This window comes from Mitsuaria sp. WAJ17 (genome assembly GCF_014174515.1).
Lineage (GTDB): Bacteria > Pseudomonadota > Gammaproteobacteria > Burkholderiales > Burkholderiaceae_C > Roseateles_B.
In genome coordinates, this window is sequence record NZ_JACJUG010000004.1 from 77,563 (window position 1) to 100,902 (window position 23,340).

Genomic DNA, 23,340 nt, shown 5'->3' on the forward strand with positions numbered 1-23,340 from the left:
GAATTGAACCATTTCATCCAATCATGAACGAGACACTGGCGCCATGCCTCAGGGCATGAACCTGTCCACCCCACGATGAAAGGATCGACCATGAACCGCCTCTCCCTGCCCTCCCCCGAGCAAGCGCCCGCCGCCAGCCGCCCGGTGCTGGACCAGATCCAGCAGGCCTTCGGCAGCACGCCCAAGATGTTCCGCACCGTCGCCCATTCGCCCGCCGCGCTGCAGGCCATGTGGGCCTTCTTCGGCGCCCTGGGCGGAGGCAGCCTGGGCGCCCGCCTTGGCGAGCAGATCGCCGTGGCCGTGGCGGACCGCAACCGCTGCGACTACTGCCTGGCCGCCCACACCGCACTGGGCCGCAAGGCCGGCGCCACACCCGAGGAGCTGCGCGCCGCGCAGCAGGGCGAGTCGGCCGACCCGCGCACGGCCGCGGCCCTGCGCTTCGCGCTGCAGCTGGTGGAGCACCGCGGCCAGCTGAAGGATGCGGACCTGCAGGCCCTGCGCGCCGCCGGCTTCTCCGAAGGCGAGACGGTGGAGATCCTGGCCCACGTGGCCCTGAACCTCTTCACCAACTACGTCAACGTGGCCTTCCAGGTGCCGGTCGATTTCCCGCCGGTGCCCCTGAGCCGCGCGGCCTGAGGCCTGGGGATCAGCGCAGCTGCAGGCGCGCCGAAGCACCGTCCGGCGCCTGCAGCTCGCCGATCTCCGCCGCCTGCGCAAAGCCTGCGTCACGGAAGCACTGCAGCACCTGGGGCACAGCCTCGGCGCTGCAGCTCACCAGCAGGCCGCCGCTGGTCTGCGGGTCGGTGAGCAGCGCCCGCTGCCAGTCCGACCAGCCCTCGACGCCGCCCACCTCATGGCCGTAGGCCGTCCAGTTGCGGGTCGAAGCGCCGGTCCAGATGCCCTGCTGCGCGAAGACGAGGGCGCTGTGGATCAGCGGCATCTGCCGCCAGTCCACCGCCGCCTGCAGGCCGGAGCCGCGGCAGATCTCCAGCAGATGGCCGGCCAGGCCAAAGCCGGTGACGTCGGTGATGGCATGCACGGCGTCCAGCTGTGCCAGCTGGGCGCCGACCTTGTTGAGCCGTGTGGTGTGAGCCAGCATCTCCTGGTAGCCCGCCGCGTCCAGCAGGCCCTTCTTGAGGGCGGCGGAGAGCACGCCCACGCCCAGCGGCTTGCCCAGCACCAGGCGGTCACCCGGCCGCGCGTCGGCATTGCGACGCACCTTCTTCGGGTGCACCAGACCCAGGGCCACCAGGCCGTAGATGGGCTCGACCACATCGATGGAATGCCCGCCCGCGATGGGAATGCCCGCCTCGCGGCAGACGCTGGCCCCACCTTCGAGGATGCGGCCGATGACATCCGGGCTCAGCGTGTTGATGGGCATGCCCACGATGGCCAGGGCCATGATGGGCGTGCCGCCCATGGCGTAGACGTCAGACAGCGCATTGGTCGCCGCGATGCGGCCGAAGTCGAAGGGCTCATCGACGATGGGCGTGAAGAAGTCCGTGGTCGCGACCAGGGCCTGCTCGTCGTTGAGCTGCCAGACGGCGGCGTCGTCACTCGTCTCGGTGCCCACCAGCAGCTGGGGCGGAATCACGCCGGGCGCGCTGCGGGCCAGGATGTCCGAGAGCAGGCCCGGGGCGATCTTGCAGCCGCAGCCGCCGCCATGGGCCAGTTGGGTGAGTCGGGGAGCGGTGGAATCGTTCATGGCGTAAGCAGGTGAGGCCTCGCATCCGGCGTGAAGCGCGCCGGATTTCTGCGAGGATTGTGCCGCCTGCCAGGAAGCCGCCGCCCATGTCCCGCCCCCGCCCCATCACGCCCGAACGCATCCACGAGTTCGACTGCATCGTTGACGCCCGCTCGCCCGCCGAATACGCCCTCGACCACCTCCCAGGCGCCATCAACTGCCCGGTGCTGGACGACGACGAGCGCCGCATCGTCGGCACGCTCTACAAGCAGCAGGGCACCTTCGAGGCCAAGCGTGTGGGCGGCGCCATGGTGGCGGCGCAGCTGGCGCGGCATCTGCGGGAGACCTTTGCCGACAAGCCCAAATCCTGGCGGCCGCTGGTCTACTGCTGGCGCGGCGGCATGCGCAGCGGCACCATGGTGCAGTGGCTGCGCCTGGTCGGTTGGGACGCCCAACAGCTGCACGGCGGCTACAAGGCCTTCCGCGCCCACGTGATGGCGCAGATCGACACCCTGGCGCCGCAGCTGAAGCTGCAGGTCGTGTGCGGGCCCACGGGCAGCGCCAAGACGGCGCTGCTGCAGGCCCTGCGGGCCGAAGGCGCGCAGGTGCTGGACCTGGAGGCCCTGGCCCGGCACAAGGGCTCCATCCTGGGGCGCTGGCCGGGCCAGGAGCAGCCCTCACAGAAAGCCTTCGAGACCGCGCTGGCGCAGGCGCTGCAGGGCTTCGACCTCGCCCGCCCGGTGTTCGTGGAGGCCGAGAGCCGCAAGATCGGCCGCCTGATGCTGCCGGACGCCGTGCTGGACGCCCTGCGCGGCGGCGACTGCATCGCCATCGAGGCTCCGCTGCATGCCCGGCTGGCCTACCTGCTGCAGGACTACGCCTACCTCGGCCACGACGGCGAGGAGCTGGCCACCCTGCTGGGCCAGCTCAATGCCAACACCGGCCTGCATGCCAGGGAGACCGTCGCCCGCTGGCAGGCCTGGGCCCGCGCAGGCCAGTTGGCGCCCCTGTTCGAGGCCTTGATGACGGAACACTACGACCCGCTCTATGCCCGCTCCCAGCGCAGCAACTACCTGCGCCTTGCCGAGGCCCGGCCCCTGGTGATGTCGCGCCTGGAGGCGCAAGACCTGGCACTGGCGGCCCGGCAGCTGGTGGCCTGACCAGACCCGTGTGCTTGGTCATGGGCACATCCCCGGGCTTGTGGCGCGGAGTCTGGCCGGTATCCAATGGCCTCTTCGCTTGCTGAAGACGCCCGACCATGCCTTCCCTGCCCGCCTGGATCCGACGACGCCGAACCTGGCTGCTCTCCCTCGCCCTCGTGCTGCTGGCCTCGGCCGGCTGGAAGCTCAGCCAGCATGACGACGAGCCCAAGGACGCCGCGCCCCTGCCGCAGGCCAGCGCGGCCGCGCCCGCGGTGCCGCCCTCGCTGGACGGCATCGCCCTGGCCCATGGCATGGCCGCGGCGGTTCGCACGTCCAGCGACGCCCGGGCCTGGGGCGGCCCGCGCAGCGGCCAGGAGGCCACGCTGTCCGACCGGGTGGTGGACTACCGCATCGAGGCAAGACTTGACCCCGTCCGCCACACCGTCGATGGCAAGCAGCAGCTGCGCTGGCGCAACCGCAGTGACCGTGAGGTGCGCTCGGTCTACCTGCACCTCTACCTGAACGCCTTCGAGGGCGAGGGCAGCACCTTCATGACGGAGAAGCGCCAGGGCTTCTCCTTCCGCACCGACGTGGAATCCAAGGACGGCGAATGGGGCCGCATCGAGCTGCGCAAGGTGCAACAGCAGGGTCGCACCGTGCCCTACCACTTCGTCCAGCCCGACGGCGGCCCCAAGACTGACCGCACCGTGGTCCGCCTGGACCTGCCCCAGGCCGTGCCGGCAGGGGGCAGCACCGTGCTGGACATCGACTTCTTCGACCAGCTGCCGCGTGTCGTGGCCCGCACCGGCCACTTCGGCAGCTTCCACCTGGTGGCCCAGTGGTTCCCCAAGATGGCCGTGCTGGAGCTGCCCGGCGAGCGCGGCGCCACCGAGCCGCGCTGGAATGCGCACGAGTTCCACCTACACAGCGAGTTCTATGCCGATTTCGGCAGCTACGACGTCACGCTGGACGTACCTGAGGGCTACGTGGTGGGCGCCACCGGCGAGGAACAGGGCGCGCCGCGCAAGGAAGGCGGGCGCAGCATCCACCGATTCGTCCAGGGAGATGTGCATGACTTTGCCTGGACGGCCGACAAGCGCACCCAGCAGCCCCTGACGGGCCGCTGGACCTTCCCCGGCAGCCCCGAGGTCACGATCAAGGTGCTCGCGCCGCCCGAGTACGCCCACACCAGGCCCAGCGTACTCAAGGCCACCCAGGACGCGCTCACCTGGTTCTCCAAGACGCTGGGCCCCTACCCCTACCGCACCGTCACCGCCGTGATCCCGCCCTTCAATGCGGGCGAGGCCGGCGGCATGGAGTACCCCACCTTCTTCACCGCCGACGCCTACAAGACCGACAAGGAAGGCAGCTTCGAGCGATTCCGGCTGGACTTCGTCACCATCCACGAGTTCGGCCATGGCTACTTCTACGGCATCCTGGCCTCCAACGAGTTCGAGGAGCCCATGCTGGACGAGGGCATGAACCAGTATTGGGACCAGCGCATGCTGCAGGCCGCCGGCCGCCGCATCCCCGTGGCAACGGGCCTGATGCAGCGACTGGGCATCAACCCCAGCGTGGATGTGTTCGATGGCGAGCGCATCGCGTCCCTGGGTAATCCGCCGGACGGTCTGGGCAGCAACTCCTGGCACCGCTACTCCAGCGGCAGTTATGGCAGCGTCTACTCCCGCACCGCCACCGTCATGCGCAGCCTGGAGCTGCAGCTGGGCAGCGAGGTGATGGACCGCGCCATCCAGACCTACTACCAGCGCTGGAAATTCCGCCACCCCTCGGTGGCCGATCTGCGCGACGTGCTGGCCGAGGTCTCGGGCAAGCCGGCCCTGATCGAGCAGGTCTTCAACACCCATGTCTATGCGGCGGCCGGCGTCGATGACCGCGTCGAGAAGCTGGAGAGCGAGGAGGTGGAGCCCCCGCTGGGCCTGTACGGCCCCAATGGCAGCGAAGTGACCGAGTCCCTGCGCAGCAAGCAGCTCAGGGCCCAGCGCAAGGCCTGGGACAAGGCCCACCCCGATGCCGAGGCCAAGGACGGCGGCGCCCTGCCCTACCGCACCACCGTCACGCTGCGCCGGCGCGGCGCGGCCCAGCCGCAGACCCTCATCGTGCGCTTCGCCGACGGCAGCGAGGAGAAGGTGGTCTGGGACGACCAGGAACGCTGGAAGCGCTACAGCTGGGTCAAGCCCGTCAAGGTCGTCTCGGCCGAGCTGGATCCGCTGCAGGCGCAGCGCCTGGACATGAGCGTGGCCGACAACAGCCGCCGCCTCAAGCCCGACAGCAGCGGCACCCGTCGCCTCATCAGCGATGCCGGCGCCGCCCTGATGTCCCTCCTGGCCCTGCTGAGCACGCTATGAACACGGTGACCGATATGGGCAAGCCCCGTCCCTCCCCCCTCCCCTCAGCCCTGCAGACGGGGCTGCGCCTGGGTCTGCAATGGCGCCTGCTCCTGAGCTGGCTGCTGGTGCTGGCGCTGTCCACCCTGCTGGCGCTGCTGCCGCTGTGGAGCGCGCTGGGCGAGTACTTCAACCGCTCGCTGGCGGCTGATCGCCTGCTGCAGCACCTCGACCCGGCCACGCTGGTCGATGCCTTGGCCAACCTGCCCCAGCGCGGGTACAGCCCCCTGTCCGGCCTCCCGGGCCTGGTGCTGGCGGCGCTGAGCCTGCCCTGGCTCAGCGGCATGGTTCAGGCCGCGGCCCGCTTCCACGTGGGCCGCCCCACGCTGGGCCAACTGTGGCTGGGCGGCTGGAAGGAATACCCGCAAATGGCGCGGCTGTGGCTGTGGGGCCTGCTGCCCCTGGGCCTGATCGGCGCGCTGACCGGCAACCTGACAGACATGGTGGACGAGCAGGCGCGGCACTGGCTGCTGGAGTCGGACCTGGACCTGCACCGCCACGCCTTCCTGCTGCTTGCCCTGGCCCTGGCTCTGCTGGTCATGGCCTCGCTGGACGCGACGCGCGCCCTGCTGGTGTTGGAGCCGGAACGCCGCTCGGTGGTCAAGGCCTGGGGCAGCGCCGTGCGCGGCCTGCTGCGTCGCCCGTCCCGCCTGTGCCTGAGCCTGGGCCTGCTGCTGCTGGGCCTTCTGCTGGGGGCCCTGATGGGCTGGGCCCGCATCCAGGTCCTGCCCATTGGCCCACTGGGCTTGGCGGGCGCCGCCGTGCTGAGCCTGCTGCTGGTGCTGGCTCTGGCCTGGCTGCGGGCCGCCCGGGTGTTTGCCCTGGTGCAGTACGGGCGCCAGGTGGGCGCCCGCTGAGGTTTCCTTTGAGGCCCGAGAGGGTCAGGTCATGCCAGGCCGGCCGACACCAGCCCGTAGGCTTCGTCCTTGGAGCCCGGCACGGCCGCAAAGGCGATGGCCAGGCGGTTCCAGCCGTTGATGGCCACGATGGCGAAGCTCAGGGCCGCCAGCTCCGCCTCGCTGAAATGGGCGCGCACGGCCGCGTAGTCGGCGTCCACCACGCCGTGGGCGGGCAGCTGGGTGAGCAGCTCGGTCCAGGCCAGGGCCGCCCGCTCGCGCGGCGAGAACAGCGGGGACTCGCGCCAGATCGCCACATGGTGCAGGCGCAGCGGGCGCTCGCCGTGGAGGTAGGCCTCCTTGACGTGCATATCCAGGCAGAAGGCGCAGCCATTGAGCTGCGAGGCCCGTAGCGTCAGCAGGTCCGCGAGCGAGGGTTCCAGCGGGCCTTTCTTGAGGCTGAGGGCGAAGTCCAGGTACTTCTTGAAAGCGTCGGGGGCCTGCTGTGTGTAGTCGAGACGAGAGGACATGGAAAGACTCCTGAAGTGAATGGAGCCCGGGCACCCCGGGCTTTCATCACTCAAGACGCGGCCGCCTCCCGCCGTGTGACAGCCGCCGCCCAGGCCTCGGCCAGGCCCTTCAGCTTCTCCGGGTTGCGCTGCGTGTGGATGCGGGTGATGCGCTGGCCGTCGGTCTCCAGGCACTGGGCGGACTCCAGCCGCCCGTCGATGAAACGCAGCAGGCCCCACTGCCCGTTCAGGCGCACGATCGCCAGTTGCAGGGAGTGCAGGCCCAGCGCATGACGCCGCCAGGCCGCGAAATACAGCCGTGCGATGCGAGCCGCCCCGGCCAGCACCCGGCCGAAGCTGGGCACCACGCCGCCGCCGTCGCTGATCAGTTCGGCGTCCTCGGCCAGCAGGGCCTGCAGGCGGCGGAAGTCGCCTTGCCGCGCGGCCTCGGCAAAGCCGGCCAGCAGGCGGTAGTGGGTGTCAGCCGGGACTTGGTAGCGCGGCCGCTGCGCCTTCAACTGCCCCCGGGCGCGGGAGATGATCTGCCGGCAGGCCGCCTCGCTCTTGCCCAGGGCCTGGGCCACCTCCGCGTAGTCGGCGTCAAAAACCTCGCGCAGAAGGAAGGCCGCACGGGCCTCAGGCGTCAGCCGCTCCAGCAGGGTCAGGAAGGCCATGGAGATGTCGTCGGCCCGCGCCAGCTGCTCCTCGGGCGTGGCCGGGCCCTCGACGTGCGCAGCGGGCGGCCGCGCGTCCAGCTCCAGCCAGGGCTCGGGCAGCCAGAAGCCCACGTAATGCGCTCGCTGCGCCTGAGCCGCGCGCAGGTGGTCGATGGACAGGCGCGTGGTCACCGTCACGAGCCAGGCCTCGGCATTGGCGATGGCGTCCTGCTCGGCGGCATGCCAGCGCAGCCACACATCCTGCACCAGCTCCTCGGCCTCGGCGCGGGAGCCCAGCATGCGGTAGGCGATGCCCTGCAGCCGGGGGCGGAGCTGCTGGAAGAAACGGGTGGGGTCGTTCATGCCAGGCAAGACGAATCGGGGCGGCTTCTTGTGACAAACAGGGCCACCGCCTAGCGCCCCTGCCGGTAGCCCCCGGGCGGCAGGCCGGTCCAGTGCTTGAAGGCACGCTGGAAGGCCGCCGTGTCCGAGAAGCCCAGTTCGACGGCCAGCTTGGCCAGCGGCGTGTCGCTGGTGTGCAGGCGGTAGATGGCCACCTCGCGGCGCAGCTGGTCCTTGATTGCCTGGAAGCTGCTGCCCTCGGCGGCCAGCCGCCGCTGCAGCGTGCTGGGCGACAGGTGCAGGGCCTGGGCCGTGCGTTCCAGGTCCGGCCACAGGGGCTGGGTGCGCTGCAGGTGCGAGCGCACGCGGCCGCTGGCGCCGGCATCGCGCCGCGGCAGGATCACCTGCACGGGCACATCGGCCAGGAAGGCGCGCAGGGCTTGCTCGTCCCGGCACACGGGCAGCTGCAGGCGCTCGGCCTGGAACCACATCGCGCTTCGGGCGGCCTCGAAGCGCCAGGGCGCCGGGAAGATCGGGCCATAGCCCTCCGAGTAGGCCGGCCGCGCATAGGCGAAGTCGAAGCGCACCACCGGCAGCTGCCCGCCCACCAGCCAGGCGAACAGCCGCCAGTAGACGCGCAGCACCAGCTCATGGAGATGCGGATTGGACGCGGCCTCGGCCTGGTGGAAGTCCAGCGCGACGCCCGCCAGCTCCTGGCCTTCGTGGACCAGGACCAGGCTCAGGTCGTCATGCAGCAGCCGGAACACATGGGCGATGTGGCGGATGGCCTGCTCCAGCGTCGGCGCGGCGATGCCCGCGCGCACCTGCAGGGCAAAGGAGCCGCGCTTGGAGGGCCGGGACAGCATGCCCAGGACCTCGTCGTCATGGCGCTCGATCAGGGCGCGCAGCAGCTGCGCCAGCTGGAGGGTGGCGATGCGCGCGCCGGGCTGGTGCTGGGCCTCCACAGGAATGCCGGCCTCGCGCAGGAGCTCGCTGCCGTCGATGCCGCGCCGGCGCAGGCCGGACAGCAGGTTCAGCGCGAACTCGATGCCCACGGTCAGCGCCGGGGCGGGCGGGGCAGGCTTGCGGGCAGTCACAGCCCGGCACTGTAGCGCCCCCGGCGCCGGCCCGGGGCGAGGTGAAATGACATCGGGCCGACGCCTTTTGCAATCGCCGCAGTGCCCCGCACTGCCTAGCATCGGCAGGCCGCCCAAGGCAGGTGCGGCGCCACCCGCATCGGGATGGCCCAAGGAGCAGCCCATGATGAATCGCAAGGTCGTCGTCGCCGGGGTCGGCATGATCCCCTTCACCAAGCCCGGCGCCAGCGCGCCCTATCCACAGATGGCGGCCGAGGCCACGCGGCTGGCGCTCGCCGATGCCGGCATCGCCTATGGCCAGGTGCAGCAGGCCTATGTGGGCTATGTCTACGCAGACAGCACCGCCGGCCAGCGCGCGCTGTACGAAGTCGGCATGACCGGCCTCCCGGTGATCAACGTCAACAACAACTGCTCCACCGGCTCCACCGCCCTCTTCCTGGCGCGCCAGGCCGTGGAGAGCGGCGCGGCGGACTGCGTGCTGGCCCTGGGCTTCGAGCAGATGAGCCCCGGCGCGCTGGGCTCGGTCTTCAAGGACCGCCCCAGCCCCTTCGACCGCTTCGACCAGACCACGGACGAGCTGGTCGGCCATGCCGAGATCCCCCTGGCCCTGCGCTACTTCGGCGGCGCCGGCCTGGCCCACATGCAGCAGTACGGCACGCAGCTGAGCACCTTCGCCAAGATCCGGGCCAAGGCCAGCCGCCATGCTGCCAACAACCCCCTGGCGCTGTTGCGCACGGTGCTCACCGAGGAGGAGGTCCTGCAGGCGCCCGTCATGTGGCCGGGCGTCATGACCCGCCTGATGGCCTGCCCGCCCACCTGCGGCGCGGCGGCGGCGCTGGTCTGCTCCGAGGACTTCGCGGCGCGACACGGCCTGCGGGCCGACGTCCGGATCCGGGCCCAGGCCATGAGCACGGACGGCCCCGCCACCTTCGAGTCGCACGACATGCGCGAGCTGGTCGGCTTCGGCATGGCACGCAGCGCGGCCCGCCAGGTCTACGAGGCCGCCGGCGTGGGGCCGCAGGACCTGGATGTCGTCGAGCTGCACGACTGCTTCGCCCACAACGAACTCATCACCTACGAGGCCCTGGGCCTCTGCCCTGTCGGCGGCGCCGAGCAGTTCGTCGTGGACGCAGACAACACCTACGGCGGCCGCATCGTGACCAACCCCTCCGGCGGCCTGCTCAGCAAGGGCCATCCCCTGGGCGCCACGGGCCTGGCCCAGTGCACCGAGCTGGTCCAGCAGCTGCGCGGCGACGCCGGTGCGCGCCAGGTCGAGGGCGCACGCCTGGCCCTGCAGCACAACCTGGGCCTGGGCGGCGCCTGCGTGGTGACGCTGTACGAGAAGGTCGGCCAAGGCGCCGCGGCCTGACACGACGGACAGGAGCCCCTCATGCACCCCTCCCTGCTTCCCCGCCTGCACCGCCACCCCTGGATGGACGAGCAGATCGAGTTCTTCCGCGAGCAGGTCCGCCGCTACGTCAACGCCGAGCTGGCCCCGCAGCTGGACGGCTGGCGGCGCCAGGGCTACATCCCGCGCGAGGTCTGGCGGCCCTTTGGCGAGCTGGGTTTCCTGCTGCCCGAACTGGACGAGGCCTGGGGCGGCGCAGGCGCCAACCTGGCCTACCAGCTGGTCGTGCAGGACGAGCTGGCCCGTGCCGAGATGCCGGCCAACACCGCCGTGCACACCATCGCCGCGCACTACATCCTCGACTACGGGACCCAGGCGCAGAAGCAGCGCTGGCTGCCCGGCCTGGCCAGCGGCGAGCTGCTGGCGGGCATCGCGATGACGGAACCGGGCTGCGGCTCGGACCTGAAGGCCCTGCGCACCCGCGCCCGCCGCGAGGGCGACAGCTACCTCATCGACGGGACCAAGACCTTCATCACCAACGGCTTCACGGCCAATCTGCTGGTGGTGGCGGTGCGCACCGGCGAGGCGGGCAGCAAGGGGGTCTCGCTGATCGTGCTGGAGACCGAGGACCTGCCCGGCTTCAGCGTCGGCCGCCGCCTGGAGAAGCTGGGCCAGCATGCCTCGGACACCGCGGAGCTGGCCTTCCAGGGCGTGCGCGTGCCCGCCGACCACCTGCTGGGCGGCACCGAGGGACAGGGCTTCCGCCAGCTGATGAGTCAGCTGCCCTACGAGCGCCTGCTGCTGGCGGTGCCGGCGGCCGCCATCATCGAGCGCGCCATCGAGCTGACCGTCGAGTACACGCGCCAGCGGCAAGCCTTCGGCCAGTCGGTCGCGAGCTTCCAGAACACCCGCTTCAAGCTCGCCGAATGCGCCACCCTGGCCCATGTGGTGCGCAGCTTCGTCAACGACTGCGTGCAGCGCCTGCTGGACGGCACCCTGGACGACGAGGCCGCCTACATGGCCAAGTGGTGGACCACCGAGCAGCAGTGCAAGGTGCTGGACGAATGCCTGCAGCTCTTCGGCGGCTACGGCTACATGGCCGAGTACCCGATCGCACGGCTCTACGCCGACGCCCGGGTGCAGAAGATCTACGGCGGCACCAACGAGATCATGAAGGACCTGATCGCGCGCAGGCTGCTGGGCTGAGCCCCAAGCAGCAAGGCCCGGCCGCCTCACGGCGCCGGGCCTTGTTCAAGGCAAGGGCGGGAGGCGGTTTACTTCGCCGCCACCTTGCCGTCCGCATTGGCCTTGACCTTCAGACCGCGGCGCTCCAGCAGGGGCTCGATCTGCGGCTCATGGCCAACGACACCCCGGAACAGCTCCAGCGCGTCGCGGCTGCCGCCCTGGCTGAGCAGCTTGGCGCGGAAGGCATCGCCCAGCTCGCGCTTGAGGCCGCCCTGGGCCTTGAACCAGGCCACAGTGTTGGCGTCCAGCACCTCGGACCAGATGTAGGCGTAGTAGCCGGCTGCGTAGCCGCCCATGATGTGGCTGAAGTAGGGCGTGCGGTAGCGCGGGGGCACGGCGGCGTAGTCGAAGCCCTCCTCCTTCAGCACGCGCGCCTCGAAGGCCATGACCTGATCAGCCCCGGGCACCTCGCCCGCCTTGAGCTGGTGCCAGCGCTGGTCCAGCACCGAGGACGCGAGGTACTCGGTGGTGGCATAGCCCTGGTTGAACTTGCCGGCGGCCAGCACCTTGTCCAGCAGGGCACGGGGCATGGTCTCGCCCGTCTTGTAGTGCTTGGCATAGTGGGCCAGGATCTCGGGCCAGTCGGCCCACATCTCGTTGACCTGCGAGGGGAACTCGACGAAGTCACGCGGCACGGCAGTGCCGGCAAAGGTCGGGTACTTCACCTGCGAGAACATGCCATGCAGCGCATGGCCGAACTCGTGGAAGGCGGTGCGCACCTCGTCCCAGGTCATCAGCGTGGGCTCGCCGGCCGGGGGCTTGGGAATGTTGAGGTGGTTGGCCACCACGGGCAGCGTGCCCTCCAGACCGTTCTGCGAGACGTAGGCATTCATCCAGGCGCCACCGCGCTTGGAGGGCCGGGCGTACATGTCGGCGATGAAGATGGCCAGCTGCGAGCCGTCGGCGTTGAAGACGTCGTAGACCCGCACGTCGGGGTGGTAGACAGGCAGGTCCTTGCGCTCCTTGAAGCGCAGGCCGTAGACCTTCTCGGCGGCGTAGAACACGCCGTTCTCCAGCACGTTGCTCAGCTCCAGGTAGGGCTTGAGCTGGCTCTCGTCGAAGCCGAACTTGGCGGCGCGCAGACGCTCGCTGTAGAAGGCCCAGTCCCAGGCTTCGAGCTTGAAGGACGGCTGGCCCTTGGCGGCCTGCTCCTTGTCGATCAGGGCCTGCAGCTCGGCGCCCTCGCGGCGGGCGGCGACCACGGCGGCGGGGGCCAGCTGGCGCATCATGGCGTTCACGGCCTGCTGGCTCTTGGCGGTCTCCTCCTCCAGCACGAAGTCGGCATGGGTGGCGTAGCCCAGCAGCTGGGCACGCTCGGCCCGCAGGGCCGCGACCTTGGCAACGATGGCCGTGGTGTCATGCTCGTTGCCACGGCTGCCGCGGGCCACCGAGGCCTTGTGCAGGCGCTCGCGCAGGGCGCGGTTCTCAAGCTGTGCCTCGAAGGGCTGGCCGGTGGTGTTGAGCAAGGCGATCACGAACTTGCCCTCCAGACCACGGGCCTTGGCCGCCTCGCGAGCGGCGGCGATCTGGCCGGCGGACAGGCCCTTGAGCTCGGCCTCGCTGTCCACCACCACGGCGCTGGCGTTCACCTCGGCCAGCACGGCCTGGTTGAACTGCGCGCCCAGGCGGGCCAGTTCGGCGTTGATGGCCTTGATGCGGTTCTTCTGGGCCTCGTCCAGCTTGGCGCCGGCACGCACCAGACGCTTGTAGTAGCGCTCGGTCAGGCGCTGCTCGACGGCACCGAGCTTGTCACGCTGCGCATAAAGGGTCGAGATGCGCTGGAACAGCTTGGGGTTCAGGGCGATGGCATCGCCATGCGCCGCCAGCTTGGGGGCGTATTCCGCCTGCAGCTTGAGGCGGGCGGGGTTGGAGTCGGCACCCAGCAGGCTGAAGAGCACGGTGGTGGCGCGGCCCAGCGTGCGGCCCGAGCGCTCCAGGGCGACGAGGGTGTTCTCGAAGGTGGGGGCGGCCGGGTTGTCAGCGATGGCGGCCACTTCCTTCAGCTGCTCGGCCATGCCGGCGTCCATGGCGGGCGCGAAGTCGGCATCGCGAATCTTGTCGAAGGGCGGGTAGCGCAGCGGCAGGGGGCTTTCGCTGAGCAGCGGATTGGGGGCGGTCACAGGGGCGGTCACGGCGGCACTCGCGGGCGAGGTGGATTCGGCGGCCTGCGCGGCCAGCAGGGGCGACGCCAGGCTCATGCCGGCGGCCAGGACATAGGGGAGCTTCACGTCAGAGGTACCTGTCTGGATGCAAAGGCGCGAGCCTAGCAAAAGCCCCCACCTCTGCCGGGAGTCACGCCCCCAGCAGCCGCCAGGCCATGCCCAGACCAGCACAGGTGCCCACCACCTCCAGCACGCCGCGCTTGTAGCGAATCAGGGCCAGGCCTGCCGCCAGGGTCAGCAGCAGGGCCACGGCATCCAGGACCCCGGGAAACCCCTGAGGCCAGACCACATGCAGCGCGAAGAACCAGGCCAGATTGAGGATCACGCCCACCACGGCCGCCGTGATGGCCGTCAGCGGACCGGTGATGCGCAGGTCCTGGTGCGTGGCCTCGACCAGGGGCGCCCCCGTCAGGATGAAGACGAAGGACGGCAGGAAGGTGAACCAGGTGACCAGCAGCGCCGCCACCGTGCCTGCGGCCAGCGCCGCCCATTCGCGCCCCACCACGGCGGCCCAACCCGCCTGCAGGGCCTCGGACTGCCAGCCCCCGACGAAGGCCACGAAAGCCACCACCATGATCAGCGGCCCCGGCGTGCTCTCGCCCAGGGCCAGGCCGTCCATCACCTGACCCGGGCTGAGCCAGCGGAACTGCGCGACGGCCGCCTGGGTGACGTAGGGCAGCACCGCATAGGCCCCGCCAAAAGTCAGCAGGGCCGCCTTGGTGAAGAACCAGGCCATCTGGGTGTAGGGGCCCGAGCTCCCCTGCCAGGCCCACAGCAGGCCGAAAGGCAGCGCCCACAGCACCAGAGCCAGGGCCAGCTGCCGGGCCAGGCGGGGCCAGCGGAAGCGGGCGCGCTCGGGCAGCGGGCTGTGGTCGTCGATGACGGTGGGCCGGTGGGCTTCGTCCTTCGCGCGGCCATGCCCGCCCGCCGCACGCATCAGGTCCGGACGCCAGCGCCCCAGGGCCCAGCCCAGCAGCGCCGCCGCGGCGATGATGGCCGGGAAAGGCAGCTGCAGCAGCGCCAGCCCGACGAAGGCCAGGCCGGCCAGGGCCCACAGCCAGGCATTGCGCAGCGTGCGCTGCCCAATGCGCCAGGCGGCCTGGGCCACCAGGGCCGTCACCGCCGGCTTGACGCCGTAGAACAGCCCGGCCACCCAGTCCAGCTGCCCGAAGGCCATGTAGACCCAGGACAGCCCGATCAGCAGCAGCAGCGAGGGCAGCACGAAGAGCGCGCCCGCGGCAATGCCACCGGCCGTGCCGTGCAGCAGCCAGCCGATGTAGGTGGCCAGCTGTTGGGCTTCGGGGCCGGGCAGCACCATGCAGTAGTTCAGGGCATGGAGGAAGCGGCGTTCGCTGATCCAGCGGCGGCGCCGCACCAGCTCCTCGTGCATCAGCGCGATCTGCCCGGCCGGCCCGCCGAAGCTGATGCAACCGAGCCGTAGCCAGTAGCGCAGGGCCTCTCCGAGCGAGGGATGAGGCGGCGCGTCAGCAGCTGGCAGGGGATGGTCGGTCATGGCGAAGCCGATGCTACGTCACCCCACCGCCGAAGCAGGCTCTGCGATTTGGAAACATGCTTATGCAAAAGCTGACAGGACGGCCACGGCTTTCAGGCGCTAGGCTTGCGCCACCTTCCCTTCGAGACCCCTGAGGAGCTTCCATGAGCCAGACCACCCCTGCCGCCCGCCCCGAAGCCGACTGGCATTTCGAGACCCGCGCCGTGCACGCCGGCTATTCCCCGGACCCCACCACCCGCGCCGTGGCCGTGCCCATCTACCAGACCGTGGCCTATGCCTTCGACAGCGCCCAGCATGCGGCCGACCTCTTCGACCTCAAGGCCGAGGGCCACATCTACACCCGCATCAACAACCCCACCAACGCCGTGCTGGAGCAGCGTCTGGCCGCGCTGGAGGGCGGCATCGGCGCGCTGGCCCTGGCCTCGGGCCAGGCGGCCGTCACCTACGCCCTCCAGACCATTGCCGAGGCAGGCGACAACATCGTGGCTTCCAGCGCCCTCTACGGCGGCACCTACAACCTCTTCGCCCATACCCTGCCCCAGCTGGGCATCACGACCCGCTTCGCCGACTACCGCCGCCCCGAGAGCTTCGAGGGCCTGATTGACGAGCGCACCAAGGCCGTCTTCGTGGAGTCCCTGGGCAACCCGCAGGGCAATGTGACCGACATCGCCCGCATCGCCGAGGTGGCGCACCGCCACGGCGTGCCGCTGATCGTGGACAACACCGTGCCCAGCCCCTACCTGAGCCGCCCCATCGAGCATGGCGCGGACATCGTCGTGCACTCGCTGACCAAGTACCTGGGCGGCCATGGCGCGGCGGTGGGCGGCGCCATCATCGACTCCGGCCGCTTCCCCTGGGACCAGCACAAGGCCCGCTTCAAGCGCCTCAACGAGCCCGACCCGAGCTACCACGGCGTGGTCTACACCCAGGCCGCCGGCGCCGCGGCCTACATCACCCGGGCCCGCGTCGTGCCCCTGCGCAACACCGGCGCGGCGCTGTCCCCCTTCAATGCCTTCCTGATCCTTCAGGGCATCGAGACCCTGGCCCTGCGCCTGGACCGCATCAGCCAGAACGCCCTGGCCGTGGCGCAGCACCTCCAGAACCATCCCAAAGTGGCCTGGGTCAACTACGCCGGCCTGCCCGAGCACCCGGACCATGCCCTGGTGCAGAAGTACCTCTCGGGCCAGGGCTCGGGCCTGCTGACCTTCGGCCTCAAGACCGCGCCGGGCCAGGACCCGCGCGCAGCCGGCGCCCGCTTCCTCGACGCCCTGCAGCTCTTCACCCGCCTGGTCAACATCGGCGACGCCAAGTCCCTGGCCACCCACCCCGCGTCCACCACCCACCGTCAGCTCTCCCCGGCCGAGTTGGACCAGGCGGGCGTGGGCGAGGACACCGTGCGGCTGTCGATCGGCATCGAGCACATTGACGATTTGCGGCGGGATCTGGAGGGGGCGCTGGCGGCGGTGTGAGGGGGGGGCGGTCGAGCCGGGGCGGGCCTACGGTTTTGTGCTTTCGTGCTTTCGTGCCCAAGTGTGATCGTTCAACGTTGAAGCAGCGCCGGGAGCGGCGGCCTGCCGACGCGAGTCGGCTCAAGTGACTAGCTAACCGGCTCTTCGAAACACTGCGTTCTGAAGCCAGTGATCCATTGGTCTTGAGGTGAGAAATCCTCGCCGTAGTAGTTGGTCTCAATGTCACTCAAGTACCAATCGAAGTCCGACGCCGAGATTCCCAAGGCATGCAGCGTGGCCCGCATGTCGGTAAAGAACGGAACTCTGCCGGTCCTCTCGAGGATTAGATTCATTGGGTATGACTCCTGGGTCAGATCTTGATGAACAACTCAATCTGAAGACGTTGACTCGGCGGAATCCATTGAATTGGCTAGCTGGTGGATCGGCGCAGCAAATAAATGCCGATCCATGCAAACCACAGAATTTGACTGATGCCAAAAACAACTGCCAGGTCTTTCAGCATGGGGACAACGGTGAGGACGCCCGCCAGGCCGACAACGAAGCCTATATAGCCAAGGACCTTCGGAAACGCCGCGGACTTGAATGAAGCAGCGCTGATCAGGAGCGCCCACACCCCCCCGACAATTTCAACGCCTCCTCCGAGCCCGTTCTGAATGGCACTGATCGCGACCCAAGTGGCGGTCGCTTGCGCGACATCTCGAGAATGAATCGCCGCCACGGCCTCCAATCCGACACTGGCCACCATGCCACTGGCGATGACAAGACCGGCCCAGATGAGACCGAATGGCGTTGCGACTCTCATCAAATCGTGTGCTTTGTCCTTCAGTCGGTCGTGCAGCGCCACGGCCAGAACCACCAAAGCAATGCCAAACGCCACATAGATGAACAGGGTCCATGTTTGAAACAGTGCTTTCCTCTCCAGCACGAAATCCAACTTTTGCGCAGCGCTCCACCCCTCAGCATTGCCAGGATTGAGTAGCGTCGCCATGACTCCAAAGCCGACGATATACGCCAAGGCCTCGAACAGTGCGGCGATGCCGCCGGCTTTCTGCAGATTGCTCATCTGGTGATTGCTCCATTTCTCGCGAAAGAGACTCGGCCTAGAACGGCAGGTTTGTCTTCCCACCGCCAACCATGGGTTGATCCGGCACGGCTTGCTGCAGCACTCGGCGGCACGCCGCCTGACGAATCTGGACACTGCCTTTGCAAGTCCTTGCCCGGCATCCGCAATTCATCGACTGACGGTGCGCGCACACCGCAATGAATTTCCGCGAAAACCGGCATTCGTCAGGCGCTGACTGTGCCAGTCAGCCTTGGGGTGTGCAAAGGGGGGGCATTTATGCTGCGGATTGCGCATACCGCAGCACCGAAAGCATCTGCGTGTACGGGTGCCGATTCTTCATTCCGTTCCACGGCTTGCGTCACCCTCGTGAAATGGGTGGCCCAGAGGTCCGAGCCTCCCTGACCTGCCTGGCCGACAAGCGGCAGGTCGCCAGCGACACACAAGCGGGCGCTGCCGGCCCTGCGCTTGCGCTACGCCAAGTTGCGGGCATCTGCCCCAGAGCGACAGGGGCACTCGCACCCTCCAGGAACTGCTGGGGCCAGCCGACGGGCACCCATGTTCTGCGCGCGAGTGGCCGTGCTGCGCGAAGTCCGCTGGATGCGCTGTCAGCGAACGGAGCGCTCTGAAGCGGGCACTCAGGGTTGACGGATCCGTCTGATACCGCGAACGGCAGCAAACACGCGCGACCGGCCATCAGCCGCCGTTCACGGCCGGCGGCTGCTCGGCATCCGGTGCGCACTTGGCGGCGAGTTGTTCCAGGTCCGGGTACGTGGTGCACACGCCGCCGCAGACGATCACGAGCACGTTGGCGGCATTGTGCAAGACGGGGATCGAACGCGACAGCAGCGCCGCCACCGCGGCACCGCAGGCGGGTTCAACGACCCATCGATGTTCGCGTGCGAGCTCGAAGCAGGCCTGCAAGGCCGCGGCATCGCTGACCGTGGTCGAGATCACCTCATGCCGCTTTGTCCATGCAAACGCCTGTTCGCTCACCCGACGGGCGCCAAGGGAGGTGGCGACACTGGTGATGGCGTCGAGCGTCACCAGCTGATCCGCTTGAAGGGCCGCATGCAGCGACTCTGCGCCCCTCGTCTCGACGGCGACGAGCGGCACATCGGCCCACCCGACGGCATGCATGCCCTGGAGAACGCCGCACATCAGACCGCCCCCGCCCACCGACAGCACGACGGCATCCGGGCGAGGCCCTTGAGAGGCAGCCTCATGAACCATGGACGCGTGGCCCTCCCACAGCAAGGGGTCGTCAAAGGGGTGGATGAAGGCATCCGTCGGTTGACGCAGGGACAGGAGGTAGTCGTTCGCCTCCATCCAGCTCTTTCCGTGAACGAACACTTGGGCCCCGTACCTGCGCAACAGCGTCTTGGGCCATTCGAGGGTCGATTCAGGCACCACCACCAGAACCGGCAAGCCCAGGCGGCGCCCTGCATAGGCAACCGCCAGACCCGCGTTGCCACCGGAGGAGGAGAGCAGGCGCGAAGCGCCGCGGGCAGCGTGGGTCTTGCAGGCGTGCCCGACGCCGCGCAACTTGAAGGAGCCGCTTGGCTGGAGCGCCTCCAACTTCAGCCAGACACGCTGGTCCGCGGTACTGAAAGCGTCGGACTCGATGAGCGGGGTCTGAATGTGGATCGTCATGCGGACATCGTAACGACCCGGCCCAGGTGCCCGTCCTCAGTGCCGGCTTCGCAACGCTTGCCATGGGCCGCAAGCGCTTGAGGGCGGGGCACTTCGCTGCAGGTTCGGGTCATTCCGACGTCGGACTCCAGCCTGACCCGTTCCGCAGTGGCGCCCACTGGAGACCAAGCGCCAGGACCGCCCCCGTGCAGCGACGGGGTCAGCGCCTGCACGCCCCCTCGCCCGCCTTATTCACCCCGCATCAATGCATATTCCGGATAAGCAAATACAAAAACTGTCGTTTATCGAATAAGGGACTTTGGGCACATTGGCGGCTCCTGATCATTCGAGGCTCCGCCATGACGTTCCTGCGCTCCCTGCCCCGCCGCTCCCTGGTGCTCGCCGCCGCCCTGCCGCTGGCGGCGATGCTGATGCCGGCACAGGCCGCCGAGCCGGGCCTGCTCAACGTCAGCTACGACGTCTCCCGCGAGCTCTACAAGCAGATCAACCCCGCCTTCGCCGCCGCCTGGAAGGCCAAGACCGGCCAGGCCGTGGTGCTGAACCAGTCGCATGGCGGCTCCAGCAAGCAGATCGGCTCGGTGATCGGCGGCCTGGAGGCCGATGTGGTCACCATGAATCAGGCGACGGACGTGGACCAGCTCGCCGAGAAGGGCCTGACCCCCGCCGACTGGCGCCAGCGCTTCCCCCACAACGCCGCCCCCTACACCTCCACCATCGTCTTCCTGGTGAAGAAGGGCAACCCCAAGGGCATCAAGGACTGGGGCGACCTGGCCCGCCCCGGCGTGCAGGTCATCATCCCCAACCCCAAGGTCACCGGCAACGGCCGCTACAGCTACCTCGCGGCCTGGGGCAGCGTGATCGCCAAGGGCGGCAGCGAGGCGCAGGCGCGTGAGCTCGTCGGCAAGATCTTCGCCAACGTGCCCGTGCTGGACGGCGGTGGCCGCGGCGCCACCACCACCTTCACCCAGCGTGGCATCGGCGACGTGCTGCTGACCTTCGAGGCCGAGGCCGAGCTGATCGAGAACGAGTTCGGCAAGGGCCTGTTCGACGTGGTCGCGCCCAGCGTGTCCATCGAGGCCGAGGCGCCGGTGGCCATCGTCGATAAGGTCGCGGCCAAGAAAGGCAACAGCGCCCTGGCCAAGGCCTACCTGGACTTCCTCTACACGCCCGAGGCCCAGGAGATCATCGCCAAGAACAACTTCCGTCCCCGCGACCCGGCCGTGTTCAAGCGCCACGCGCAGCGCTATGCGGACATCAAGCTCTTCAGCGTGGACCAGCTGCTGGGCGGCTGGCCCAAGGTGGGCAAGACCCACTTCGCCGATGGCGGCACCTACGACCAGATCGTCAGCACCCTCAAGCGTTGAGACCTGACCCCGCGCGCATGCCATGACCACCGCCGCTCTCACCCCAGCACAGGCCGCCGCCGTGCCGATCCCGAAGCGCCGCCGCGTGCTGCCGGGCTTCGGCCCGACGCTGGGCTTCACGCTGTTCTACCTCTCGCTGCTGGTGCTGATCCCGCTGGCGGCGGTCTTCCTCAAGTCCGCGGGCCATGGCTTCGAGGCCTTCTGGGCTGCGGCCACGTCACCGCGGGTGCTTGCGTCCTACAAGCTCAGCTTCGGCGCCGCACTGCTGGCGGCGGGCATCAACCTCGTCTTCGGCCTCATCCTGGCCTGGTGCCTTGTGCGCTACGAGTTCCCGGGCAAGAAGCTGGTGGATGCGCTCGTCGATCTGCCCTTCGCCCTGCCCACCGCCGTGGCCGGCATCGCGCTGACGGCGCTGTACGCGCCCAATGGCTGGATCGGCTCCCTGCTGGCCCCGCATGACATCAGGGTGGCCTTCACGCCGCTGGGCGTGCTGGTGGCCCTGGTCTTCATCGGCCTGCCCTTCATCGTGCGCACGGTGCAGCCGGTGCTGGAGGACATGGAAACCGAGCTGGAGGAGGCCGCCGCCTCGCTGGGCGCGCACCGCTGGCAGACCTTCCGCTACGTCGTGCTGCCCACGCTGACGCCGGCCCTGCTGACGGGCTTTGCGCTGGCCTTCGCCCGTGCCGTGGGCGAGTACGGCTCGGTGATCTTCATCGCCGGCAACATCCCGCTGGTGAGCGAGATCACGCCGCTGATGATCATCTCCAAGCTGGAGCAATACGACTACGTGGGCGCCACCGCCATCGCCACGGTGATGCTGCTGTTCAGCTTCGTGCTGCTGCTGGGCATCAACGGCCTGCAGGCCTGGAGTGCCCGCCGCAACGGACTGGAGGGGCGCAAATGAGCGGCGCCGTGTCTTCCCTCGGCCACGGCCTCGCCGCCGGCGGCCGCTACGAGAGCAACCCCGCCACGCGCGAGGCGCCGTGGGTGCGCTGGACCCTGCTGCTGCTCGGCCTGGGCTTCTTCGCCCTCTTCCTGGTCCTGCCCCTGGTGGCCGTGTTCACCGAGGCCCTGCGCAAGGGTTTCGACGTCTACCTGGCCGCGCTGATCGAGGAGGACGCCGTCTCGGCCATCAAGCTCACGCTGATCGCCACCGTGATCGCCGTGCCGCTGAACCTCGTCTTCGGCGTGAGTGCCGCCTGGGCCATCGCCAAGCACGACTTCCGCGGCAAGCAGCTGCTGATCACGCTGATCGACCTGCCCTTCTCCGTCTCGCCCGTGGTGGCCGGCCTGATCTATGTGCTGCTCTTCGGCGCGCAGGGCTGGTTCGGCCCCTGGCTGCAGGCGCATGACCTGAAGATCATCTTCGCGGTGCCGGGCATCGTGCTGGCCACCGTCTTCGTGACCTTCCCCTTCGTGGCCCGCGAGCTGATCCCGCTGATGCAGGCCCAGGGCCGCGACGAGGAAGAGGCCGCCACGGTGCTGGGCGCCAGCGGCTGGCAGACCTTCTGGCACGTGACACTGCCCAACATCAAGTGGGGCCTGTTGTACGGCGTGATCCTGTGCAACGCCCGCGCCATGGGCGAGTTCGGGGCGGTGTCCGTGGTGTCGGGCCACATCCGCGGCCAGACCAACACCCTGCCGCTGCACGTCGAGATTCTCTACAACGAGTACCAGTTCGCCGCCGCCTTCGCCGTGGCCTCGCTGCTGGCGCTGCTGGCGCTGGTCACCCTCGGTCTGAAGCAGTTTGTCGAATGGAGAGCAGCCGTCGCCGCACGCGCTGCGAAGGAAGAAGCATGAGCATCCAGGTCCGCAACATCCACAAGCAGTTCGGCGACTTCACCGCCCTGGGCGACGTGAGCCTGGACTTCCCCACCGGCGAGCTGGTCGCCCTGCTGGGCCCCTCGGGCTGCGGCAAGACCACGCTGCTGCGCATCATCGCCGGGCTGGAGACGCCGGACCGGGGTCAGGTCTTGCTCGATGGCGAGGACGCCTCCGACACCCATGTGCGCGAGCGCCAGGTCGGCTTCGTGTTCCAGCACTACGCCCTGTTCCGCCACATGACGGTCTTCGACAACGTGGCCTTCGGCCTGCGCGTGAAGCCGCGCAAGCAGCGCCCCAGCGAAGCCGAGATCAAGAAGAAGGTGCACGAGCTGCTGAACCTGGTGCAGCTGGACTGGCTGGCGGACCGCTACCCGCCCCAGCTCTCCGGCGGCCAGCGCCAGCGCATCGCCCTGGCCCGCGCCCTGGCGGTGGAGCCGCGCGTGCTGCTGCTGGACGAGCCCTTCGGCGCCCTGGACGCCAAGGTGCGCAAGGAGCTGCGCCGCTGGCTGCGCCGCCTGCATGACGAGCTGCACATCACCAGCATCTTCGTCACCCACGACCAGGAGGAGGCCCTGGAGGTGGCGGACCGGATCGTGCTGATGGACCACGGCAAGGTCGAGCAGGTGGGCTCGCCCCAGGAAGTCTGGGAGCGACCGGCCACGCCCTTCGTCTACGGTTTCCTCGGCGCGGTCAACCGCTTCGAGGGCGAGGCGCAGGGCTCGGTGCTGCACATGGGCGAGCAGCAGCTGCGCCATGGCGGCGGCATCCAGACGCAGGGCCGCGTGCTGGCCTACGCCCGCCCGCATGAGCTGCAGATCCTCACCGACGTCCAGGCCCGCGGCCTGCCCGCCACGGTGGATCGCGTGCTGAGCTTCGGCGCTGCCGCCCGCGTGGAGCTGCGTGGTCCCGACGGCCAGCACCTGGAGGCCGAGCTCACCCGCGAGCAGGCCTCGCAGCTGCAGCTGCAGCCGGGCCAGCGCGTGCAGCTGCAGGCCTCGCGCCTGTCCCTGTTCGAGGCCGCCTGATCACGC

General features: G+C 69.2%; 19 protein-coding genes. 11 read left to right on the top strand and 8 right to left on the bottom strand.

What is annotated here, in order from left to right:
* Nucleotides 1–90 precede the first annotated feature (90 nt).
* Nucleotides 91–636: a carboxymuconolactone decarboxylase family protein gene (locus H5407_RS04735; RefSeq protein WP_183103284.1), complete on the top strand. Its 546-nt coding sequence runs from the start codon at nucleotides 91–93 to the stop codon at nucleotides 634–636.
* Nucleotides 637–646: 10 nt separating this feature from the next.
* On the opposite strand, the gene selD is transcribed toward H5407_RS04735, so the two are convergent.
* Nucleotides 647–1,705, bottom strand: coding sequence for a selenide, water dikinase SelD (selD, locus tag H5407_RS04740; protein ID WP_183103285.1), 1,059 nt, complete (start codon nucleotides 1,703–1,705; stop codon nucleotides 647–649).
* Nucleotides 1,706–1,791: 86 nt separating this feature from the next.
* On the opposite strand from selD, the gene mnmH reads away from it, so the two are divergent.
* The 3 genes from mnmH (at nucleotide 1,792) to H5407_RS04755 (ending at nucleotide 6,088) form a co-directional block, all read left to right on the top strand.
* Complete coding sequence (gene mnmH, locus H5407_RS04745; protein ID WP_183103286.1) at nucleotides 1,792–2,844, top strand: tRNA 2-selenouridine(34) synthase MnmH; 1,053 nt, start codon at nucleotides 1,792–1,794, stop codon at nucleotides 2,842–2,844.
* Nucleotides 2,845–2,942: 98 nt separating this feature from the next.
* Nucleotides 2,943–5,192 (top strand): M1 family metallopeptidase, encoded by a 2,250-nt coding sequence (locus H5407_RS04750; RefSeq protein ID WP_220800478.1) that lies wholly within the window; start codon nucleotides 2,943–2,945, stop codon nucleotides 5,190–5,192.
* On the top strand, nucleotides 5,189–6,088 hold the full coding sequence (locus tag H5407_RS04755; RefSeq protein WP_183103287.1) for a hypothetical protein: 900 nt from the start codon (nucleotides 5,189–5,191) through the stop codon (nucleotides 6,086–6,088). Before H5407_RS04750 ends, H5407_RS04755 begins: the two co-directional genes overlap by 4 nt.
* 29 nt (nucleotides 6,089–6,117) lie before the next feature.
* Here H5407_RS04755 and H5407_RS04760 read toward each other — a convergent pair whose 3' ends face one another.
* Genes H5407_RS04760 through H5407_RS04770 form a run of 3 tightly spaced genes read right to left on the bottom strand, consistent with a single transcriptional unit; the run spans nucleotide 6,118 to nucleotide 8,671 of the window.
* On the bottom strand, nucleotides 6,118–6,597 hold the full coding sequence (locus H5407_RS04760) for a carboxymuconolactone decarboxylase family protein (RefSeq protein ID WP_183103288.1): 480 nt from the start codon (nucleotides 6,595–6,597) through the stop codon (nucleotides 6,118–6,120).
* A gap of 50 nt (nucleotides 6,598–6,647) precedes the next feature.
* A complete protein-coding gene (locus H5407_RS04765; protein ID WP_183103289.1) occupies nucleotides 6,648–7,595 on the bottom strand; it encodes an RNA polymerase sigma-70 factor in 948 nt (315 codons plus the stop codon).
* A gap of 50 nt (nucleotides 7,596–7,645) precedes the next feature.
* Complete coding sequence (locus H5407_RS04770; RefSeq protein ID WP_310737614.1) at nucleotides 7,646–8,671, bottom strand: AraC family transcriptional regulator ligand-binding domain-containing protein; 1,026 nt, start codon at nucleotides 8,669–8,671, stop codon at nucleotides 7,646–7,648.
* A gap of 166 nt (nucleotides 8,672–8,837) precedes the next feature.
* Here H5407_RS04770 and H5407_RS04775 point away from each other — a divergent pair, with 166 nt between their 5' ends.
* Both H5407_RS04775 and H5407_RS04780 read left to right on the top strand, forming a co-directional pair.
* Entirely contained in the window at nucleotides 8,838–10,040 is a 1,203-nt protein-coding gene (locus H5407_RS04775; protein ID WP_183103396.1) for a lipid-transfer protein, read from the top strand.
* 33 nt (nucleotides 10,041–10,073) lie between these two features.
* Complete coding sequence (locus tag H5407_RS04780) at nucleotides 10,074–11,225, top strand: acyl-CoA dehydrogenase family protein (RefSeq protein ID WP_183103397.1); 1,152 nt, start codon at nucleotides 10,074–10,076, stop codon at nucleotides 11,223–11,225.
* A 68-nt stretch (nucleotides 11,226–11,293) separates the two neighbouring features.
* Here H5407_RS04780 and H5407_RS04785 read toward each other — a convergent pair whose 3' ends face one another.
* Nucleotides 11,294–13,492 (bottom strand): M3 family metallopeptidase, encoded by a 2,199-nt coding sequence (locus H5407_RS04785; RefSeq protein ID WP_310737615.1) that lies wholly within the window; start codon nucleotides 13,490–13,492, stop codon nucleotides 11,294–11,296.
* Nucleotides 13,493–13,556: 64 nt separating this feature from the next.
* Nucleotides 13,557–14,939, bottom strand: a complete 1,383-nt coding sequence (gene chrA / locus H5407_RS04790) for a chromate efflux transporter (RefSeq protein WP_183103290.1) — start codon at nucleotides 14,937–14,939, stop codon at nucleotides 13,557–13,559.
* Between the two features lie 143 nt (nucleotides 14,940–15,082).
* Here chrA and H5407_RS04795 point away from each other — a divergent pair, with 143 nt between their 5' ends.
* Nucleotides 15,083–16,408, top strand: coding sequence for an O-acetylhomoserine aminocarboxypropyltransferase/cysteine synthase family protein (locus H5407_RS04795; protein ID WP_183103291.1), 1,326 nt, complete (start codon nucleotides 15,083–15,085; stop codon nucleotides 16,406–16,408).
* Between the two features lie 409 nt (nucleotides 16,409–16,817).
* On the opposite strand, the gene H5407_RS04800 is transcribed toward H5407_RS04795, so the two are convergent.
* Nucleotides 16,818–17,471: a DUF4386 family protein gene (locus tag H5407_RS04800; protein WP_183103292.1), complete on the bottom strand. Its 654-nt coding sequence runs from the start codon at nucleotides 17,469–17,471 to the stop codon at nucleotides 16,818–16,820.
* A 693-nt stretch (nucleotides 17,472–18,164) separates the two neighbouring features.
* Nucleotides 18,165–19,121 carry a pyridoxal-phosphate dependent enzyme gene (locus tag H5407_RS04805; protein ID WP_183103293.1) on the bottom strand — a complete coding sequence of 319 codons (957 nt, stop codon included), beginning with the start codon at nucleotides 19,119–19,121 and terminating at the stop codon, nucleotides 18,165–18,167.
* A 338-nt stretch (nucleotides 19,122–19,459) separates the two neighbouring features.
* On the opposite strand from H5407_RS04805, the gene H5407_RS04810 reads away from it, so the two are divergent.
* From H5407_RS04810 to H5407_RS04825, 4 genes are read left to right on the top strand one after another with little or no spacing between them, the layout of a single operon-like run.
* Nucleotides 19,460–20,485 (top strand): sulfate ABC transporter substrate-binding protein, encoded by a 1,026-nt coding sequence (locus H5407_RS04810; protein ID WP_183103294.1) that lies wholly within the window; start codon nucleotides 19,460–19,462, stop codon nucleotides 20,483–20,485.
* A 22-nt stretch (nucleotides 20,486–20,507) separates the two neighbouring features.
* Nucleotides 20,508–21,389 (top strand): sulfate ABC transporter permease subunit CysT, encoded by an 882-nt coding sequence (gene cysT / locus H5407_RS04815; RefSeq protein WP_183103295.1) that lies wholly within the window; start codon nucleotides 20,508–20,510, stop codon nucleotides 21,387–21,389.
* Nucleotides 21,386–22,285 carry a sulfate ABC transporter permease subunit CysW gene (gene cysW / locus H5407_RS04820; RefSeq protein ID WP_183103296.1) on the top strand — a complete coding sequence of 300 codons (900 nt, stop codon included), beginning with the start codon at nucleotides 21,386–21,388 and terminating at the stop codon, nucleotides 22,283–22,285. Before cysT ends, cysW begins: the two co-directional genes overlap by 4 nt.
* A complete protein-coding gene (locus H5407_RS04825; RefSeq protein ID WP_183103297.1) occupies nucleotides 22,282–23,334 on the top strand; it encodes a sulfate/molybdate ABC transporter ATP-binding protein in 1,053 nt (350 codons plus the stop codon). The genes cysW and H5407_RS04825 overlap by 4 nt, the downstream gene beginning before the upstream one ends.
* Nucleotides 23,335–23,340: the final 6 nt, after the last annotated feature.